At 73.6% G+C, this 18,333-nt stretch carries 13 protein-coding genes and 1 pseudogene; 8 read left to right on the plus strand and 6 right to left on the minus strand.

Translation table 11 applies throughout. From position 1 onward, the window contains the following. Positions 1-35 precede the first annotated feature (35 nt). The 4 genes from KRR39_RS09830 to KRR39_RS09845 all read left to right on the plus strand — a co-directional run bounded on the left by KRR39_RS09830 (position 36) and on the right by KRR39_RS09845 (position 7,318). Entirely contained in the window at positions 36-1,349 is a 1,314-nt protein-coding gene (locus KRR39_RS09830; protein ID WP_216941841.1) for an FUSC family protein, read from the plus strand. A gap of 65 nt (positions 1,350-1,414) precedes the next feature. Then, complete coding sequence (locus KRR39_RS09835) at positions 1,415-2,896, plus strand: MFS transporter (protein WP_216941842.1); 1,482 nt, start codon at positions 1,415-1,417, stop codon at positions 2,894-2,896. Between the two features lie 196 nt (positions 2,897-3,092). After that, a complete protein-coding gene (locus KRR39_RS09840; RefSeq protein ID WP_216941843.1) occupies positions 3,093-4,382 on the plus strand; it encodes a hypothetical protein in 1,290 nt (429 codons plus the stop codon). 119 nt (positions 4,383-4,501) lie between these two features. Next, positions 4,502-7,318 carry an FtsW/RodA/SpoVE family cell cycle protein gene (locus KRR39_RS09845; protein ID WP_216941844.1) on the plus strand — a complete coding sequence of 939 codons (2,817 nt, stop codon included), beginning with the start codon at positions 4,502-4,504 and terminating at the stop codon, positions 7,316-7,318. 36 nt (positions 7,319-7,354) lie between these two features. Here KRR39_RS09845 and KRR39_RS09850 read toward each other — a convergent pair whose 3' ends face one another. The 6 genes and pseudogenes from KRR39_RS09850 to KRR39_RS09870 all read right to left on the minus strand — a co-directional run bounded on the left by KRR39_RS09850 (position 7,355) and on the right by KRR39_RS09870 (position 13,074). Beyond that, positions 7,355-8,371 (minus strand): rod shape-determining protein, encoded by a 1,017-nt coding sequence (locus KRR39_RS09850; RefSeq protein WP_216941845.1) that lies wholly within the window; start codon positions 8,369-8,371, stop codon positions 7,355-7,357. Between the two features lie 120 nt (positions 8,372-8,491). Continuing rightward, positions 8,492-9,037, minus strand: coding sequence for a N,N-dimethylformamidase beta subunit family domain-containing protein (locus KRR39_RS09855; protein WP_367303733.1), 546 nt, complete (start codon positions 9,035-9,037; stop codon positions 8,492-8,494). Further along, positions 9,033-9,989, minus strand: a pseudogene (locus KRR39_RS26070) (N,N-dimethylformamidase beta subunit family domain-containing protein); the annotation flags it as partial. The pseudogene KRR39_RS26070 and the gene KRR39_RS09855, both read right to left, overlap by 5 nt. A gap of 86 nt (positions 9,990-10,075) precedes the next feature. Continuing rightward, a complete protein-coding gene (locus tag KRR39_RS09860) occupies positions 10,076-11,254 on the minus strand; it encodes a WD40/YVTN/BNR-like repeat-containing protein (RefSeq protein ID WP_216941847.1) in 1,179 nt (392 codons plus the stop codon). Next, complete coding sequence (locus KRR39_RS09865; protein WP_216941848.1) at positions 11,247-11,741, minus strand: RNA polymerase sigma factor; 495 nt, start codon at positions 11,739-11,741, stop codon at positions 11,247-11,249. The genes KRR39_RS09860 and KRR39_RS09865 overlap by 8 nt, the downstream gene beginning before the upstream one ends. Positions 11,742-11,766: 25 nt before the next feature. Then, positions 11,767-13,074 (minus strand): hypothetical protein, encoded by a 1,308-nt coding sequence (locus KRR39_RS09870; RefSeq protein WP_216941849.1) that lies wholly within the window; start codon positions 13,072-13,074, stop codon positions 11,767-11,769. A 194-nt stretch (positions 13,075-13,268) separates the two neighbouring features. On the opposite strand from KRR39_RS09870, the gene KRR39_RS09875 reads away from it, so the two are divergent. From KRR39_RS09875 to KRR39_RS09890, 4 genes are read left to right on the plus strand one after another with little or no spacing between them, the layout of a single operon-like run. Then, a complete protein-coding gene (locus KRR39_RS09875; RefSeq protein ID WP_216941850.1) occupies positions 13,269-13,724 on the plus strand; it encodes an NAD(P)H-dependent oxidoreductase subunit E in 456 nt (151 codons plus the stop codon). Then, positions 13,721-15,238 carry an NADH-ubiquinone oxidoreductase-F iron-sulfur binding region domain-containing protein gene (locus KRR39_RS09880; protein WP_216941851.1) on the plus strand — a complete coding sequence of 506 codons (1,518 nt, stop codon included), beginning with the start codon at positions 13,721-13,723 and terminating at the stop codon, positions 15,236-15,238. The genes KRR39_RS09875 and KRR39_RS09880 overlap by 4 nt, the downstream gene beginning before the upstream one ends. After that, positions 15,235-18,072 (plus strand): formate dehydrogenase subunit alpha, encoded by a 2,838-nt coding sequence (fdhF, locus tag KRR39_RS09885; RefSeq protein ID WP_216941852.1) that lies wholly within the window; start codon positions 15,235-15,237, stop codon positions 18,070-18,072. Before KRR39_RS09880 ends, fdhF begins: the two co-directional genes overlap by 4 nt. Beyond that, a complete protein-coding gene (locus KRR39_RS09890) occupies positions 18,069-18,311 on the plus strand; it encodes a formate dehydrogenase subunit delta (protein WP_216941853.1) in 243 nt (80 codons plus the stop codon). Before fdhF ends, KRR39_RS09890 begins: the two co-directional genes overlap by 4 nt. Positions 18,312-18,333: the final 22 nt, after the last annotated feature.

The raw sequence follows: 18,333 nt of genomic DNA on the forward strand, positions 1-18,333 counted from the left end.
CCTGCGAACTCCCCGCGCAACGGGCAGAATGAAGCGTGCACGAATGGTGGCGCAGAGGACTCTCCCGCGAGCTGTCGCGGCTGCGCGGCGGTGGTCGCGCGGCAGTGCTGTGGTCGCTGCGGATCACGGTCGCCGCCGTCGCGAGCTACGTGGTGGCGACCTGGTTCTTCCCGGGCACGCAGCCGCTGCTCGCACCGCTGACCTCCATGCTGGTCGTGCAGGTCACGCCGGTCTCCTTGCTCGCCAGTGGCGTCGACCGGGTCGTGGCGGTCGTGGCCGGCGTGTCCGTAGCGGTGGCCTTCGCCACCGTCGTACCGCTGGAGTGGTGGAGCCTGGGCCTGCTCATCCTCGTCTCGATCACGATCGGCCAGGCACTGCACCTGCGCGCGAACCTCGTCGAGGTGGCGATCAGCGGCATGCTCGTGCTCGGCGTCGGCTCGTTCGGCGCGGATGCCGCCGCCTGGCAACGCCTCGCCGAGACGCTGGTGGGCGCCGCCGTCGGGATCGCGGCCACCCTGGTGTTCCCGCGCAAGGTCGCCAGTGCCGACGCCGGCCGAGCCATCGACGGGCTGGCCGACGCGCTCAGCGAGCTGCTGCACCGCGCAGCGGCGGAGGTGTCCGACGTGGTGCGCGACGGTCGGGAGCTGGCGCCGTACGCCCGGAGCTGGCTGGACGAGGCACGCCGCATCACCCACGAGGACATCCCCCGGGTCGGCGCCGCGCTGCTCCTCGCGGAGCAGGGGCGTCGGTTCAACGTCCGCGCCGTCGGCACGGCCGACGCGGGACCGGGGCTGCGTCAGGGTCTGGAGGCGCTCGAGCACTCCGCTGTCTCGATCCGGGGGATGTTCCGTGCACTGGTGGACGCCGCCCCTGCCGACGCCGCCTGGCTCGACGACGAGTCCGCCGAGGACGTGCTCCTGGCGCTCGCGCAGACGTTCCGGGAGATGGGCGCGGGCGTCGACGCGTTCGGGCAGCTGGTCCGGGACGAGGCCGACGACACCAAGCGCATGACCTCCGCTCACGTGCACACGCTGCGTCAGGCACTCGACGGCCTGCACGAGGCGAGCGCGCGGCTCGACGACATGCTCACGTCCGCGGCGGACCCCGACCTGATCGAGCTGGTCGCGGCCGTGCGGTCGGCCGTCAAGCGCCTGTTGGGCGAGATGGATCTCGGCGAACGGATCAGGCGGCAGGTGCGGCTGGTCCGGCGGACCCGCACCCGTCTGCCGACGCCGGGGCGACCCGCGCCCGAGGGGCGGCCGCCCGCCACGGAGGAGCCCTCGGACGACGCCGAGACCCACGTGCTGCCGGCGGTGCACGACGACCGCCGGGACAGGCGCCGGAGGTGACTCCCCCCGCGGCGACCCCGCAGCCGTGCGCAGAGGAGGCCCGACCGGCACCGGCCGGGCCGAGCATGAGTGCCGACGACCGAGGCGCGAACGGCCCGACCGACCCCGGCAGCCCCGCACGGGAAGCGCTCGGGCCGCCGGGTCAGGTGTCCCGTGGGCTGGCCCTGCTCGTCGCGGGGACCCTCTTCATGGAGATCCTGGACGCGACGGTGATCGCGCCGGCCGCTCCGCACATCGGCGACGACTTCGGGGTGCCGGCCGTGTCGCTGAACATCGCGATCAGCGCCTACGTGCTGACGCTCGCGGTGATGATCCCCCTCAGCGGGTGGCTCGCGGACCGGGTCGGGGCGCGGAGGGTGTTCGTCCTCGCCGTTTGGATCTTCACGCTCGCCTCGATCGGCTGCGCCTTCGCCACCGACCTCCGGATGCTCACGGCCATGCGCGTCCTGCAGGGCCTGGGCGGAGCGATGATGGTCCCGGTGGGCCGGCTGGTGGTGCTCCGCACGACGGCCAAGACCGAGCTCGTCAGGGCGATCGCGTACCTGACCTGGCCGGCGCTGCTCGCGCCGGTGATCGCTCCCGCGGTCGGGGGGCTGCTGAGCACGTACGCGTCGTGGCGGTTGATCTTCCTCGTCAACGTCCCCCTCGGGATCGTCGGCGTCGTGCTCGCCAGGCGGTTGATGCCCGACGTCCGGGGCCCGGCGACCACCGCCCTCGACTGGCGCGGTTTCACGCTCACCGCCGTCGGCGTGGCCGCGCTCGTCGTGGGGCTCGAGGGCATCGGCACGGGGCACGCCGATCCCGTGCTGGTGGTCGGCTCCCTGAGCGTCTCCCTGCTCGCCCTCGTGGCCGCGGTGCGGTACCTGCTGCGCACGGCGACCCCGCTCCTCGACCTGCGCGTGCTGCTGATCCCCACCTACCGCGTCACCGCGGGGGGAGGGTCGGTCTTCCGGGCGGTGATCACCGCCACTCCCTTCCTCATGGCGCTGTTCCTCCAGGTGGGCCTCGGGTGGAGCGCCGCGCAGGCGGGGACGATCCTGATCGCGTTGTTCGTCGGGAACGTCGCGGTGAAGCCGGCCACCACCCCGCTCATGCGCCGGTGCGGCATCAGGACCGTGATGCTGACGGCGGTCGTCGCGTCCGCCGTCTGCCTGCTGGCCATGGCGACCCTCCGGGGCTCCACCCCGGTCCCCGTCGTGATCGGCGTCCTGTTCCTCAGCGGGATCTTCCGATCGATCGGTTTCACCGCCTACAACAGCGTCGCGTTCGCCGACGTCCCACCGAGCAACATGACTCACGCCAACACCCTGATGTCGACGCTCCAGGAGCTCGGTGCGGGACTCGGCGTCGCCGTCGGGGCACTCCTCGTACGCCTGGGCGGGCCTCTCGCGGACGACCTCGGCCTGGGCAGCGGACCCGACCAGGCCTTCCGGCTGGCGTTCGCGATGCTCGCCGTGCTCCTGGTGGGCCCAGCACTCGAGGCCCTCCGGCTCGACCCCGCGGCCGGCACGACGGTCACCGGGCACCGGCTGCGCCGCCGGGCGTGACCACCAGCGCGGACCCTGGCGCAGATCCGGTTGCCGCTCTGCTCGTCGCGCTGCCCACGTCAGGGTCTTAGGACCCTGGAACCGGGGTCGACCGGGGTCGCAGACTGGAACTCGCGGTTCAGTCGTCAGACGGGGGGGCCGCCGGGGGCCGCCGGGGGCCGCCACCACCACTTGGCGTGAAACGACTGGTGATCGTATGACTCACGAGACCGCAGCCACGACCGCACCCGCCCTTCCCGAGCAGCGCGTCGGCGACCAGGAGCACGCCCCGGCGGCACCGCCTTCGCCGCGCACTGCGTCGGGCCAGCCGGTGCCGTTCGAGCAGCTGCTCGCGGTGGCGACCCTGACCCCCGGGCAGGCCCTGCTCGTGGCCGCGCGGCTGCTCCGCGCGGGCGCCGCGGCCGGGACGGCGGCTGCAGGGAGCGCCGTCGGCTGTCGTCTCGGACCGGTGAGCTTCACGCCCACGGGCGACCTCGACGTCGCGGTGACCTCCGCGGAGGAGGAGAAGCCCGTCACCGAGCTGCTGCGGCAGCTGCTCCAGAACGCCCGCCGGCTGCCGGCGCATCCCAAGCCCGAGCAGCACCTGCTGCTGCACCTGCTCGAGGAGGCCACGGCTCCCGCGCCGGACCCGGACGCCCGGGCGGACGGCCTGGAGGAGGCGCTGACCGCTACCTCGGGCTCCGGTGCCCGGCAGCGCCTCTCGGCGCAGCTCGCCGCGCTCGTCCAGGCGGCCACCCGCGTCGTACCGCCCGTCCCGGCACCCGCCGAGGACGGCCCCTCGCAGGCTGGGGTACGGCCGACGACGCGACGCACGCGGACCCAGGGCGTGGCTCCTGCTGCCACCGACCCCTCCCGCCCCGCGCCGAGGCGAGCCGTACCGGCGACCGCCGGGGCGAGCCGGACAGCCCGCCGTGCGCACCTGTCCTCCCACACCCGGCGTCGGCGGGTGGCGCTCGTCGTCGCCGTCCTGGTGGCCGCGCTCGCGGCCAGCGCCTACGTCGGGCTCCTCCAACGAGGCGCCGGGATGGTCGCGTCCGTGGGCCGGGACGACCAGCCGAGCGCGCCCGCCACCCACGCGCCCGCCCGACACACGCCGAAGCCGGCACAGCCCGCGCGGGCGCACCGCTCGCGGGCGGTCCCCACGCTCGCCGCCCGGCACGCCGGGCCCGTCGCAGGTGTCCTGGTGCAGAAGTCCGGCAGCTGTCGTCCGGGCTCGCCGTGCCCGGTGAAGGTGACGGTGCACCTGGGCACCGGCTCGACCGGACAGCCGGTGCGGTGGAGGGTGGGGGCCTCGCGTGCGTGCCACGGCGGCATGGCCTGGTCCGCCCCGACCACGGTGACCCCGCAGCCGGGCTGGCGCACGGTCTTCGCCAGCTCGTCGGTCCGTGTGCCGCGGGGGTCGCTCGCGCTCGTCGCCCTCACGACCGCACCGGCCCGGGTCCAGTCCGCCCCGGTGCGGCTCCCCGGGTCCGCCCCGCACTGCTAGCGCGGCCATGCTGAGCGTCGAACGGGGCCGGCTGGGCGCCGGTCGACCGGGCCCTCGGCCGGGCAGACCCACGCAGGTCCCCCCTCGCGCCAAGGTTCGACCCCCTGGCGATCGCGTCGGTGGCGGTCCTGGTCGGCCTCGGCCTGGCCAACCTCGCGGCCCTCGGCGACCGCGCGATGGTCCAGCACCAGCTGGTCGTCGACGCGGCCGGGGTGGCTCTCTTCCTGGTGCTGCTGCGATGGCGCTCTGACGGTCTGCGGTGGCTCGGGTGGGCCTGCTACGTGGTGAGCCTGGTGCTCCTGATGACGGTCGACGTGCTCGGGTCGACCGTCAACGGCGCTCGCCGATGGCTCGATGTGGGCTCGTTCACCATGCAGCCCTCCGAGCTCGCCAAGCTCGGTCTGCTGCTGGTCCTGGCACAGGTGCTCGGCAGCGACCGCCCCTGGCCACGCCGGCTCGCCGCGGCCGTGGTGGTGGCGGCACTGCCGATCGCTCTCGTGGTCACCGAGCCGGACCTGTCGACCTCCGCGGTCCTGTGCGCGGTGACCGCCAGCATGCTGGTGCTCGGCCGGATCCCGCTCAAGGCGCTGGCAGTCTTCCTGGGGGCCGCCCTGCTGGTGCTGCCGTTCGGCGAGCACCTGCTGCACCCCTACCAGCAGGAACGGCTGCACTCCTTCCTCAGCGGCTCGACGAGCGTGAACGGGTCGGGCTGGGCGATCCTGCAGATGCACGTCGCGCTGGCTTGGGGCGGCCTGACCGGCGGCACGGAGAACCCGTTGCACCGGCTGGTGTCGTTGTACCTGCCCGAGCGGGAGACCGACCTCGCCTTCGCCAGCCTGGTCGAGCAGCACGGGATCCTGGCCGGTTCGCTGGCCGTGCTGGCCGCGGTCGTCCTGGTGTGGCGGATCGTCGGCGCCAGCCGTCGCGCGTGGAGCCGTCCGGCGGGGTTGGCTGCGGCCGGCTTCGCCGCGCTGCTGAGCGTCGAGGTCGCGATCTCGGTCGCGGGCAACCTCGGCCTGGTCCCGACCGCGGGTGTCCCCTTTCCGCTCCTCAGCTACGGCGGTACGGCGGCCGCCGTCCACATCGCCACGGTCGGACTGGTGCTCGCCCTGCGCGCCGACGGGGAGAGCCACCAGCTCTGGACCCTCCCGGACCTGGTCCAGCTGCGCCCGCGCCTGGCCCGCACCACCGCGGTCGCGGTCAGCGCCACCCTCATCTTCCTGGTCGGCTTCGCCTGGCAGCTGCAGAGCACCGGCGGCACCCAGCTGCGTGCGACCGCCCTGCGCCAGATGCTGCGGTGCACGGAGGTCACCGCGGCGCGCGGCGAGATCACCGATCGGCACGGTGTTCCGCTCGCGGTCGACGTCGGCCGCGACCTGGTGTCCACGGTGCCGGCGCTGGTCCGCCCCCGCGACGTGCCGCGGCTCGCCGCGCTCACCGCCAGGCCGGTCAGCGTCCTGAGGCGGTTGCTCCTGCGGCACCGGGCGAGCCTCGACCTCGAGGTCGCCTCCCTTCCCCCGCCGGCCGGTCGACGGGTCCGCCAGGCCCGGATCCCCGGTGTCGTCGTCATCCCCGAGACCCGCCGGCGCTACCCCCGGGGCGGCCAGCTCGGCCCCCTGCTGGGGTGGACGGGCGTGGCCACGGCCGACGACATGGCGCGCTGGCCGGACCTGCGGCTGGGAGCCGTCGTCGGGCGGTCCGGGCTGGAGCGGATCTACGACCCGATCCTGCGCGGCACCGACGGTCGTCGGTGCGTCTACGTCACGCCCGCGGGGAACCCGGCCCGGCTCGGCCCCTACACCCCGCCCCGGCGGGGCAGCACGGTGCGGCTCGCTCTCGACCTGGGACTGCAGCGCCGCCTGACAGGGGCGCTTGCCACCGTGCTGCGCGGGGTGCCGGGACAGCCCCGCGGGGACCTCGGCGGTTCCGTGGTGCTCGATCCGCGCAACGGCGAGGTCCTCGCGATGGCCAGCCTGCCGTCGTACCACAGCCGGGTGTTCGGCCCTCCGGTGCACAACCAGCGCCTGGCCCGACTGGCCCGCCGCCCGGCGAGCCCGATGCTCGAGCACGTGACGCAGGTGGCGGCCCCGCCCGGGTCGACCTTCAAGCTGGTCGTCGCCGCGGCGAACATGCGGCGAGGGCTGGTGTCGCCGTACCGGGTGCTACCCGGCGGCGGCTCCTGGACGTTGGGCAACCACACCTTCGGCAACTGGATGACCCTGCCGGCGCAGAACCTGATGGAGGCGATCGCCTGGTCCAACGACGTCTACTTCTACCAGCTCGCCTGGGCCCTGGGCCCCGGTCCGATCATCCACACCGCCCGCAGCCTGGGCGTCGGCCGGCCGACCGGCATCGACCTGCCCGGCGAGACCGGCGGGTACCTCGGGACCCCCGCCTCGGTCACCCGGGGCGGCGGCACCTGGTACCCCGGCTCCACGGTCATCCTCGGCATCGGCCAGGGCTACCTGACCGTGACGCCGTTGCAGGACGCGCTGTGGACAGGGGCGGTGGCGACCGGAGCCAGGGTGACGCCCCACCTCGGTCTCTCCTACCGCCACGGCGACGGGCCGTCCACCCGTCTGCGGTGGCCGAGGGCGCACCGGCTCCCCTACGCCGGCAAGCTCGGGCCGGTCCGGGCCGGCATGGCCCTCGCGGCGACCTCCGGCACGGCCAGCATCCTGACCGCGCTGCCGGTCCGGTCGGGCGCGAAGACCGGCTCCGCGGAGGACCCGTCCGCCCCCCACGGGGCACCCGACTCGTGGTTCACCGCGGCCGCTCCGTTGCGGCACCCCCGCATGGTGGCGACGTCGTTCGTGCGCGGTGGCGGCCACGGGGTGAGCACCTCAGGAGCGGTGGTGCTGCCGGTGATGCAGTACTTCTTCGCCCACGAGCGGCAGATCCTGGACGTCGGACCGCCGTCGGGGCACCGCCGCTGACGGCGTGGTCCACCGCCGCGGCACCGGGTCCCGGGGTCACATGGCGTCGACGAAGCTGTCCTCGTAGGCGTGCACCACGTCACGGTCACTGAGGCAGCGGGCCGCGCCCTCGGCCACGCAGGTCAACGGCCGCGCCGACATCCGCACCGGGAAGGCGAACGCGGACTCGACCAGCTTGGCGAACCCCCGCAGCTGGGTCGAGCCGCCGAAGAGCATGACCCCGTCGGTGAGGATGTCCTCGGCCGCCTGCGGAGGCAGGTCGTCGAGCGCACCCGCGAGCGCGGCGAGGATCGCGTCGACCGTCGGACGCAGCGCCTCGAGGACCTCCTCGGACTCCAGCGTCACGAGGCGCGGCCGCCCCGTGGCCAGGTCGACGCCCTGCACGACCGAGGACAGCCCCTCGTCGAGGTCCACCCGGCACTTCAGCGCCTCCACGCTCAGCTCGCCGACGAGCAGCTGGTGCTCGGCCCGCAGGTAGCGGTGCAGCGCCAGGGTCAGCTCGTCCCCGGCGATCCGCGACGAGCGGTGGGCCAGCAGACCGCCGTAGCAGAACGCGGTGACCTCCGACGTACCCCCGCCGACGTCCATGACCATGTGCGCCCGCGGCTCGAGCGGGTCCAACCCGCAGCCGACGGCACCGGCGATCGGCTCCGGGATCAGGCTCGGCTTGTGGATGCCGGCCTCCGCGGCCACCTCAAGGAGGGCCCGCCGTTCCAGTGCCGTCGCGCCGGCAGGCACCTCGATCACCGCCCGGGGGCGTACCCGCTGCCATCCGGGCACCGCGACCTTGCTCATCACCCCGACCAGGAAGCCTCGGGCTGCCTCCAGGTCGACGATCACGCCGTCGTGCAACGGCCGCATCGTCGTCAGCCCGACCGGGCAGCGGCCGACCAGGTCGCGGGCGTCGTTGCCCACCAGCAGGGGCCGCACCCGCCGTGAGCGAGCACCGGACGCCGGCACCACCATGACCGACGGCTCGTCCAGGACCACGCCGCGGCGCTGGTGGCACACCACCGTGTTGGCGGTGCCGATGTCGATGCCCAGACCGGCCATGCGGCCCCCTCGAAGACGACCCGATCGCGCCAACGTACGCGCCCCCACGGCCGCCGTCCCGGGCCATTGGTCCTCAACCGCCTCCCAGCGCAGGCTACGAACGAAGAGGGTTCCGCGCCATCAGCTCGCGGGGACGAGGTTCGTCGTCGGCAGGTCGAATTGCCGGACGTTGTCGCGCGCCGGATGCCTTGGTGCCGCCGGGCCGAGGGCGAAGTCGCGCAGCACCGTTGCCGTGACCCGGTTGACGAAGCGCAAGGTCCGGCGGGTCAGCGGGACCGGACAGCGGTCGGCGAGGGCGCACGTCCACCGCAGCGTGCCCACGTCGAGCACCGCAGCTCCCGACGGCGTCGTGTAGTAGACCGCCTGTGCGGAGGTGGGCACGCCGCGGCAGGAGTACGGCGCGTGGGCGAGCACCTGCAACGGCCGAGGCGTGCCCCGCACGGGATAGACGCGGTCTGCCTCCACACCCACGAGGTGGTGCAGCTCCTCGCCGCGCCGGGTGCCCGTGCCCGCGAAGCCCCACCAGCCGGGAGAGGCCACCCGGAACGGCGCGTCCACGGGGAAGCACTCGTAGTCCATCCCGGTCAGCCCGTGCTCGGCGTGTGGTTCGACGCCCTCCCGCCACAGCCCGGTGCGCGTCGAGGGGGGGCCCGGGGTCGAGCGCAGCGTCGCCGCGGTAGCCGACGACGGTCCGTCCGTCTCCCTCCAAGCGGATGCGCCAGTACATCGTGTTCGCTCCCAGGAACACGAGGTTGGTCCCCGTCGCCCGGGCCCGCTCGACCTGCTCGCGCATCTCCTCGGACCAGTACTCGTCGTGGCCGCACGACACGTAGGCCCGCGCTCCGCCCAGGGCACCGGTACGCCGGGCGAGGTCGATGTTCGTGAAGTAGGCCAGGGGGATCCCGAGGCGCTCGGCGGCGACGACGACGGGCACGGCGCCGAACCCCATGTCCGTCGCACCCGGAGCCGGATAGGGACGGTCGAAGCTGACGGCCCAGCTGCGCCGGTCCCCGGCGGGCCCCTCGTACAACGAGTAGCCGCCCCAGTCGTTGTAGGCCTGCCAGGTGGTCACCGGGAACACCAGGGCTACCCGGTCGCGCGCCGTCGGCGACGTCACGACGTAGGGCACCTGCGACTGCCAGCCCGACGAGGCGCTCAGCTTGAACACGTAGAGGCCCGGTGCCCACCCGGTGGTCGCGACGATCGTGTCCGTCCGCCAGCGCGCCACGACCGTGCGTCGCTCGGGGTCCGCGAACGTCGGCGGCGCCTGCACGTGGCCGGGAAGCCGGCTCGCCCCCCACACGAACCGGCCGTCGCCGCCGTCGTACGCCCCGATGCGGTAGGCGTCGACGTCGAAGGACCGGGCGGTCGTCGAGACCCGGAGCGCGACGGGAGCGCCCGGCGCGCCGCTGCTGGTGGTGGCGTACCCCTCGACCTGGTGGTCCCGTGCCGGGTGGCCCATACGCCAGGCTCGCGTCCCGTGCAGCGTGGTTCGCGGGGGGCACCCGTCCGGAGACCACCGGCGCTCCGTGCGACCTGGCGGCGCCGGACGGTCCGGGCGGCTGCGGGCCGCTGCTGCACCCACCCGTCGCGAGGCAGCCCAGGAGAAGGGCCACATGGACCAGCCGAACGTGTGCGCCCATCTCGTGCCTCCTGTGCCGTGCCCGCACAGGGAGCGAGTCACGGACGACCCGCGAGGTTCCCTCAGCGGGCACGGGGAAGTGCCGGCGTGCGCCGCCAGGTCGCTCCGTCGTCGGTGGAGACCAGCCACCGCTCGTCGTCGACGACGTAGACCGCCTCCCCCTGCACCATCGGACTGACCAGCCCGAACGACGTGTGCACGTCCGTCTCGACGAAGCGGGTCCAGGACGGGTCGGTGCTGCGGAACAGGACGTCGCCACGCCCGACGAGCCGGGTGACGCCGAGGAGCACGCCGGACCGGGTGACGGTCCAGTCGACGTCGGCGATCCTCACGCCGCGCAAGGCAGCCGACAGGTCACGGCTGTGCCAGGTCGCCCCCGCGTCGGAGGTGTACTCCACCGAGGTGTTCCCGGCCAGCACTCCCCACGCGCCGGCGGCCGTCGCGCTCACGATCGAGCCGCCAGGCAGCGACGTCGTCCGGCTCCGCCACGACCTCCCGTCGTCCGACCAGGACAGGCGACGCCCGTCGGAGGACCGGGCCCACCGCACCTCCGCCGGCCCGGTCGCGACGGGCTCGGTGCCTCGCGGCAGCGAGATGTCCGGGTCCAGCGAGCCACTGGCCCGCTGCACGTCGAAGCGGCAGCGCGGGTCCGCGGGCTGGGCCGCGCACACGCCCTCGGCGCCGGGCCCCCAGGCGAGGGCGCGTGCCTTGCCGGCGCCGTCCACCAGGTAGGCCCGCGTCTCGGCGGGGGCACCGGAACGGCACGAAGCTGGCACCGAGCCCAGGACGAAACCGTCCACGAGAGGTACGACGGGGCGCCGCCGCTCCAGCCACGAGCGGCTGCCTCCGTCGACCGCGGACCACCGCAGCGCAGTGCCGCCCGGCGCTCCACAGTCATCGCTGCCACCGGGCACCGTGACGACCGCGAGCAGGTCACCGGCGCCGTCCACCTTCGAGGCATCGGCGTCGACCTGTGCGTCCGGGTCGGAGAGCACCCGCGCGGCTCCCGTGCGGTCGATCGTCGGTGCCGGCTGCTGCACCGGCCCCTGGGTCCGCTCGCGGTCGAAGGTCTGGGCGACGCCGACGGTCGCGACCAGCACGGCGGCGGCGACGGCAGCACCCGCGACGACGGCCCGGCGCCGCCGGACCTGTCGGCCCCGTTCGGCGACGACGGCGAAGTCGGGGAGCTCGACGTGCGCCTCGACGTCGCCGCGCATCGAGCGCAGCCTCGACTCATCCACGGTCGGCCTCCACGGTGGTCTGCAGCAGCTTCGCGAGCGCCGTACGCCCGCGGTTCAGCCGGGACTTCACGGTCCCGTCGGCGACGCCCAGCGTGGCGGCGATCTCCTGCACGGACAGGTCTCCTAGGTAGAACAGCGAGACGGTCTCGCGCTGCTGGAACGGCAGCGCCCGCAGCGCCTCCATCACGGCCACGTGGTCCTCCGAGATCCCGGGTACGTCGGACGGGGAAGCGATCCTCGGACTGAGCACGCGGAACATCTGCGCCCGGCGCCAGCGCCGTCGCAGCACGTTGAGGGCTACCGTCCGCAGCCAGGCCTCGGGGTTGTCGACGCGCCGGAACCGCTCGCCCGCCGCCACGGCTCGCGCGAACGCCTCCTGCACCGCGTCCTCCGCCTCGACGCGGTCCCCGGCGACGGCGTACGCCTGCGCCACGAGCCGCCGGTACGACGCCTCGTAGACCTCGCGGACGTAGCCGCTGTCCGCCACTCGACCACCTCCCGCAGAGGACGAGTCAGCAGGAGGCATCCGGGTTCCCTCGACGACCGATCCTCTTCCATCCTGCCGGTGACGCCGGCCGGTCGCCATCGCCACATCGGGCCATCGGGGGAAGGTCGGGCGACGGGACCCGTCCCGCTGACCTCGTCGTACGGCTCCGTGCCGCCACGGCGACCAGCAGCGCGGGCACACCCAGGTAGAGGTAGTGCAGACCCTCCCAGGCAGCCGGGTCGAATCCCTTGCGCTCCAGGTCCCACACTGCGACAGCGGCCATCGGAGCCGTCACGGCGAGCAGGTGCACCCACTCGTGATGCCGGCGCAGCACGCCCACCGCGCCGTGCCGCAGGACGACGACGGCCGACGCGCCCAGGGCGAGGACCGCCACGGCCACCAGCCCGGTGAGCTGGTCCTGTCCGAGGTCGTGGAGGACGCGGACCGACTTGCCCGCCAGGTGCCCGGGTCGGAACGACGCAGGGGCGACCGCCCAGGTGCCGACGTACAGCGTCGTCGCCCCCAGAAGCACCGGCGCGACGACCCACCAGCCCCGGGCGCCGAACACGCCGAGCAGCACCACCCCCGACGCAGCGGTCACCGCCAGCAGCGGCAGCCGACTCGTGGCGAACAGGAGGTACGCCGTGCCGCCCGTCACCATCAGCACCGTGTCGTGTCGCCGCAGGCCCAGCGTCGATGCGGTGGTCGCGACGGCGAACAGCCAGCCGATCACCACCATGTCCGAGCCCGTCGCCGCCATCTCGAGGAACAGCCAGCAGGGGAACTGGGTCAGGCTCAGCAACACCGCCGTGCTCTGGTCGGTGAGCAGCCTCAGCACGCGGTAGCCGAGCAGGACAGCCATGCCCGGCACCACGACGAGGTAGCCGTCCCACAGCGCGAGCGGGAGGTAGGGCACGAGCTCCCCCGGCCCCGTCGAGCACGGGTCCCCGAAGTAGCCGACCCCGTACGGCGCACGGAGCGCCAGCACGTTGCCGACGAGCTCCCGGACGCAGTCGTCCTGGTCGGAGCCGCGGCCCACCGAGCGCAGGGCATCGGCCCGGGGGTAGGCAACCGCCACCATCGCGAGCAGCACGACGAGCGCGAGGCCGAGCACCCGGCCGCGGCAGAGCCATCGGAGGAGCCACGGACGCCGCAGGACGACGCCCCAGACCAGGAGACCGGCCACCACGTACGCCGCGTAGGCCGGCCCGGGCAGCGGTCCGCCGTACTTGAAGAAGAAGCGGACCGACAGCAGCAGCTGGACCGCGACGACGACAGTGAGCAGTCCGCCGGCGCGACCGGTCCCGACAACGGGTGGGCGGGTGGGTCGCATGTGGGAGACGAGTCACCACCGACCCGCTGCGTTCCCACCACGCCCGCGCGCCCGTCGCCCCAGGCCGACGACACGAACCGCGTGATCCCACGCAAGACTGGTGGCAGCCCAGCGTTTGGTGGATGCCGGTGGAGCTCGAAGCCGAGCGCCCCGCAGTATCATGGTGTGACGACCGCCACTCCCGGAGCCGCTTGATGACGACCGCGTCCACGACCGACAGGGCCGCGTTGGTGAGTGCCATCGCCTCGGCGCACCTCTCCGACCGAGGTCCCCTGATGCCGGTGCTCCACGAGGTGATGGAGGAGCTCGGCTACGTCGCCCGTGAGGACGTCGAGACGATCGCCGCCGTGCTGAACCTCTCGGTCGCGGAGGTGCACGGGGTGGTCAGCTTCTACCACGACTTCCGCACCGAACCGCCGGCCGCGCACACCGTCACCCTGTGCCGCGGCGAGGCCTGCCAGGCGGTCGGGGCCCAAGCGCTGTACGACGCCACGCGAGCCCGCGCGGGCACGCTGGGCGACGGCGTCGAGGTCGCGCAGGTCTTCTGCCTCGGCAACTGCGCGCTCGGACCGTCCGGCACCCTGGACGGCCGCCTCCACGGCCGGCTGTCGGCGGACCGGCTGGACGCGCTGACGGAGGGGTGGCGGTGAGGGCCCCGACCCGCCGGGTGTTCGTCCCGACTGACGCCGCCGCGGTCTCGGTGGGCGCCGACGACGTGGCCGCCGCGTTCGAGGCGGCCGGGGCACAGGTCGTCCGCAACGGGTCGCGCGGCATGCTCTGGCTGGAGCCGCTGGTCGAGCTCGACACCGCGGCGGGGCGGGTCGGCTACGCCAACGTGACCCCCGACGGCGTCGCCGCCGTGCTCGCGGGCGAGGCAGCCGACATCGGAGTGGTCGACGAGCACCCGTGGCTGACCTCGCAGCAGCGGCTGAGCTTCGCCCGGGTCGGGGTGGTCGACCCGGCCTCGATCGCCGACTACGAGGCGCACGGCGGCTGGGCCGGGCTCCGCCGGGCGCTCTCGCTCTCCCCCGCCGAGGTGGTCCAGGAGGTGACCGCATCCGGGCTCCGGGGCCGCGGCGGCGCCGGCTTCCCGGCCGGCATCAAGTGGCAGACCGTCCTGGACGCGCCCTCCGACCTCAAGTTCGTGGCCTGCAACTTCGACGAGGGCGACTCCGGGACGTTCGCGGACCGGATGGTCGTCGAGGGTGACCCGTTCACCCTCGTCGAGGGCATGACCATCGCCGCCCGTGCCGTCGGGGCGAGCGAGGGCTACGTCTACATCCGCTCCGAGTACCCGCACGCCGTGGCCGCCCTGCGGCGCGCGATCGACGCGGCGTACACCCACGGCTACCTCGGCCAGGACGTGCTCGGCTCCGGCCTCGCCTTCGACCTGCACGTCCGCGTCGGAGCGGGCGCCTACATCTGCGGCGAGGAGTCCTCGATGCTCGAGAGCCTCGAGGGCCGCCGTGGCGAGGTGCGTGCCAAGCCGCCGATCCCCGCCGTCAAAGGCCTGTGGGGCCGGCCGACCGCGGTCAACAACGTGCTGACGCTCTGCGCGGTGCCGATGGTCCTGGCCGACGGGGGCGCGGCGTACGCGTCCCTCGGCACCGGCCGTTCCCGCGGCACCCAGGTGTTCCAGCTCGCCGGCAACGTCCGGCAGGGCGGCATCGTCGAGCTGCCCTTCGGGGTGACGCTGCGTGAGCTCGTCGAGGACTACGGCGGCGGGACCCTGTCCGGCCGCCCGGTGCGCGCGGCGCAGGTGGGTGGCCCGCTCGGCGCGTACGTGCCGGCGTCCGGCTTCGACGTACCCATGGACTACGAGGCCCTGGCCGAGTCCGGCGCGATGCTCGGGCACGGCGGCGTCGTGGTCTTCGACGAGACCGTCGACATGGCCCGGATGGCGCGCTTCGCGATGGAGTTCTGCGCGATCGAGTCGTGCGGCAAGTGCACGCCGTGCCGCATCGGGTCCACCCGCGGCGTGGAGACCATCGACCGGATCATCGCCGGGCAGGCCGTAGGCGCCAACCTGGTCCTGCTCGACGACCTCTGCGAGACCATGACCAAGGGGTCGCTGTGCGCGATGGGCGGGCTGACGCCGATGCCCGTGCAGAGCGCGCTGCGGCACTTCCCCGAGGACTTCGAACGGGAGGGAGCACCCGTATGAGCCAGAGCATCCGCGACCCCGAGGTCGATCTCGGCACCCCGGCTGTCCGGGACGCCGCACCCGTGACGGTCACCATCGACGGACGCCCGGTCGACGTCCCCGCCGGTACGTCGATCCTGCGCGCCGCCACCGAGGCCGGCGTACCCATCCCCAAGCTGTGCGCGACCGACTCCCTCAAGGCCTTCGGCTCCTGCCGGATGTGCCTGGTCGAGGTCGACGGGGTCAAGGGCGTGCCGGCCTCCTGCACCACGCCCTGCACCGACGGCATGGTCGTCAGCACGCACACCGAGACGGTGCGCGACCTGCGTCGCAACGTCATGGAGCTCTACCTCTCCGACCACCCCGAGGACTGCGACGGCTGCGCCCGCGGCAACTGCGAGATCCAGGAGATGGCCGCCACGGTCGGCTCCGCCGAGGTCCGCTACGGCCGACCCGGCTCCCGCGACCAGGTCGCCCACCCGCACCCGGTCGACGTGAGCAACCCCTACTTCGCCTTCGACCCGTCCTCGTGCATCGTCTGCTCCCGGTGCGTGCGGGCCTGCGCCGAGACCCAGGGCACGTTCGCGCTCACCGTCGAGGGCCGCGGCTTCGACTCCGCGATCAGCGCCGGCGGCACGGACTTCCTCACCTCCGAGTGCGTCTCGTGCGGCGCCTGCGTCCAGGCCTGCCCGACCTCCGCGCTGCAGGAGCGCTCCGTGGTCGAGCTCGGCATGCCGACCCGCTCGGTGGAGACCACCTGCGCCTACTGCGGGGTGGGGTGCTCGTTCCGGGCCGAGGTCAAGGGCGAGGGGGCCGACACCCAGGTCGTGCGGATGATGCCGTCGAAGAACGGCGGCGCCAACGAGGGCCACAGCTGCGTCAAGGGCCGGTTCGCCTACGGCTACACCTCCCACAAGGACCGGCAGCTCTCCCCGATGGTTCGCGACACGATCGACGACGAGTGGCGCCAGGTCTCGTGGGACGAGGCCATCGGCCGGGTCGCCGAGGGGTTCAAGGCCATCCAGACCGAGCACGGCGTGGCCGCCATCGGCGGCATCTCGTCGAGCCGGTGCACCAACGAAGAGGTCTACGTCGTCCAGAAGATGGTGCGCGCGGCGTTCGGCAACAACAACATCGACACCTGTGCACGGGTGTGCCACTCCCCCACCGGCTACGGCCTGAAGCAGACCTTCGGCACCTCCGCCGGGACCCAGGACTTCCGGTCGGTGGAGAAGGCCGACGTGATCCTGCTGATCGGCGCCAACCCCACCGACGCCCACCCTGTCTTCGCCTCGCGGATGAAGAGGCGGCTGCGCGAAGGGGCCCGGCTGATCGTGGCCGACCCACGCCGCATCGACCTGGTGCGCAGCCCGCACGTCGAGGCGACCTACCACCTGCCCGTCCTGCCCGGCTCCAACGTGGCCTTCGTCAACGCCCTGGCCCACGTGATCGTCACCGAGGGTCTGCACGACGAGGGCTTCGTGCGCGAGCGCTGCGAGGACGCCGACGAGTACCTCGCCTTCATCGCCGACCCGGTCAACTCCCCGGAGGCCGTGGCCGAGGTCACCGGAGTCGATCCCGACGAGCTGCGTGCGGCCGCCCGGCTCTACGGCACCGGCGGCAACTCCGCGATCTACTACGGTCTCGGCGTCACCGAGCACTCCCAGGGCTCGACGATGGTGATGGGCATGGCCAACCTGGCCATGGTCACCGGAAACATCGGCCGTGAGGGCGTCGGCGTGAACCCGCTCCGTGGGCAGAACAACGTCCAGGGCTCGTGCGACATGGGCTCCTTCCCCCACGAGTTCCCGGGCTACCGGCACGTCTCCCAGGACGACGTCCGCGGCATCTACGAACGGCTGTGGGGTCTCACCCTCGACCCGGAGCCGGGTCTGCGGATCCCCAACATGTTCGACGCGGCGCTGGCCGGCACGTTCCGCGGGCTCTACGTCCAGGGCGAGGACATCGCCCAGTCCGACCCCAACACCCAGCACGTGGAGGCGGCGCTGCGGGCGATGGACCTCGTGGTCGTCCAGGACCTGTTCCTCAACGAGACGTCACGGTTCGCGCACGTCTTCCTGCCCGGCACGTCCTTCCTGGAGAAGGACGGCACCTTCACCAACGCCGAGCGGCGCCTCAACCGGGTCCGGCCCGTGTTCCCGTCGAAGGTGGGCATGGACGAGTGGGAGGTCACCTGCGCGATCGGCCGGGCGATGGGCTACGACATGTCGTACGCCGCTGCGTCCGAGATCATGGACGAGATCGCGGCGACCACCCCGACGTTCGCGGGCGTCTCGTTCGCGCGCCTCGACGAGCTCGGCTCGATGCAGTGGCCGGTGTACGACGCCGCCTCGACCGGTACGCCGGTCATGCACGTCGGCGAGTTCGTCCGGGGCAAGGGCAAGCTCGTCCAGACGGTGTTCGTGCCGACCACCGAACGGTCGACACGGAAGTTCCCGCTGATCCTCACCACCGGCCGGATCCTCAGCCAGTACAACGTCGGCGCCCAGACCCGGCGGACCGCCAACAACACCTGGCACCCCGAGGACGTCCTGGAGATCCACCCGGCCGACGCCGAGCTGCGCGGCATCTCCACCGGCGACCTGGTCGACCTGTCCAGCCGCGTCGGGTCGACGACGCTCCGGGCGCAGGTCTCGGAGCGGATGCCGGCGGGCGTCGTCTACACGACCTTCCACCACCCGGTGACCGGGGCCAACGTGGTCACGACCGAGAACTCCGACTGGGCCACGAACTGCCCGGAGTACAAGGTGACCGCCGTCCAGGTCGGCGTGGCCAACGCCCGCGGCGACCACGCCGTCGCCGAGGCGCGACAGCCCGCGGAGACCCACGCGTGAGCGTGCCCGCCGAAGCGCGCATGGGCAACGACATCGCCCGGCAGTTCGCGCACCTGCCGGCGGCCCAGGCGGCCGAGGCCGTCGCCCGGCACATCGAGACCTTCTGGGACCCGCGCATGCGCCGTACGCTCGAGGCTCTCGCCGCCGCCCACGACGACTCCCTCGACCCGCTCCTCGTCGACGCAGCCGGCCGCCTGGCCGCGCACGCCTCCCGCTCGGAGCCCGACGCCCAGCCGTAGCCGACGGCATCGGAAGGGGTCG

The organism is Nocardioides panacis (assembly GCF_019039255.1).
Taxonomy (GTDB): Bacteria; Actinomycetota; Actinomycetes; order Propionibacteriales; family Nocardioidaceae; genus Nocardioides_B; species Nocardioides_B panacis.